This window comes from uncultured Mucilaginibacter sp. (genome assembly GCF_903913935.1).
In the GTDB taxonomy this organism is placed as follows: domain Bacteria; phylum Bacteroidota; class Bacteroidia; order Sphingobacteriales; family Sphingobacteriaceae; genus Mucilaginibacter.
In genome coordinates this window covers 1-1,593 of record NZ_CAIWNH010000074.1, presented here as the reverse complement: position 1 = coordinate 1,593, position 1,593 = coordinate 1, and the positions used below count along the sequence as shown (strand labels likewise).

Sequence of the window (1,593 nt, the reverse complement as noted above, 5' to 3'; positions counted from 1 at the left end):
AAACATTGTTGAAAATGCAGTAAATTCAAAAGACCACACTACGCTGGTAGCGGCCGTTAAAGCAGCCGGTTTGGTTGAAACGCTGGAAAGTGCAGGTCCGTTTACCGTTTTTGCGCCAACTAACGAAGCTTTTGACAAACTGCCTGCCGGAACTGTTGGCACCCTTGTAAAACCTGAGAATAAGGCTACCCTGACTAAAATCTTGACCTATCATGTGGTAGCAGGGCGCCTAAGCTCAGCAGATTTATGGGCAAAAGTTAAAGCCGGTGATGGTAAAGCTGAATTGAAAACCGTTGAAGGCGGAACTTTAACCGTAATGGCAAAAGGTAAAAAACTGTACCTGGTTGACGAAAAAGGCGGCAAATCATGGATAACCATTGCGGATGTATTTCAAAGCAATGGAGTGATCCATGTGGTGAATGCGGTTTTAATGCCCAATTAAAAGCCTCACCTAAATCCTCTCCAAAGGAGAGGACTTAAAGAAATATCTACCTATAAAAATAAACCCGGTTGCTGATGGCACCGGGTTTTTTATGTGCTATAGTTAAAGGCATTTGATGCCAACTGAAATTGTCAGCAAACTATCAGAAACAAAGATGATGTTTAAACGTTTTTACCTTTTATTTACTTTTGTACGTTAAATAATTGTGAACATGAGCATCAAACTAACCCCTATAGACCGCATTGATGAAATAAATAAAAAAGATTTTATTAACAATTATTTAATTCCGCGCAAGCCTTTGATCATCCGGAAAGCCACTGAAAGTTGGCCGGCACTGCAAAAGTGGACCTTCGAATATTTAAAAGAAGTGGTAGGTGACCAGGTAATTCCTTTATATGACAGCTCCAAGGCCGACCCTTCAAAACCAATAAACGCTGCCGCTGCGGAAATGAAGTTTGGCGATTATATCGACCTGATCCAAAAACAACCCACCGACCTGCGGATATTTTTATTCGACCCGATAAAATTTGCACCAAAATTACTGGATGATTACCGCTCGCCTACCAACCTGACGGGCGGGTTTTTAGATAAATATCCAAATATGTTTTTTGGCGGGGCCGGATCGGTTACTTTTTTGCATTATGATATCGACCTTGCCCATATCTTTCACACCCATTTTAACGGGCGCAAGCATGTGATCCTGTTTGACCAAAAATGGAGCGAACGCCTTTATTGTATCCCTTTTGCCACCTATGCGCTGGAGGATTACGATATTGAAAACCCCGATTTTAAAAAATTTCCTGCGCTTGACGGGGTAGAAGGGCAAGAGGCTATCCTCGAACATGGCGACACGCTGTTTATGCCGACGGGCTACTGGCACTGGATGAAATACCTCGACGGGTCATTTTCTATCTCATTACGGGCCTGGGATAAATCATGGGGCATCAAAGCAAAAAGCCTATATAATCTCACGATACAGCGGAAGTTTGACGACCTGATGAAGAAAAATTTTAATAGTAAATACATGGCCTGGAAAGAGGAATTGGCCATTAAACGTGCGGAAAAAGCGCTGGCTGAAAGTGAATAAGAAGTCTTGAGTCGAAAGCCATAAGCCTGTGTAGTAAATTCAGGTTACTATTTTTTAATATTTT

At 41.9% G+C, this 1,593-nt stretch carries 2 protein-coding genes; both read left to right on the top strand.

The features are described 5' to 3' along the window. A partial coding sequence (locus tag QZY09_RS02890) for a fasciclin domain-containing protein (RefSeq protein ID WP_295667842.1) occupies positions 1 to 442 on the top strand: 442 nt, incomplete at its 5' end. A 211-nt stretch (positions 443 to 653) separates the two neighbouring features. Next, positions 654 to 1,529 (top strand): cupin-like domain-containing protein, encoded by an 876-nt coding sequence (locus QZY09_RS02885; protein ID WP_295667840.1) that lies wholly within the window; start codon positions 654 to 656, stop codon positions 1,527 to 1,529. The last annotated feature ends 64 nt before the right edge of the window (positions 1,530 to 1,593 follow it).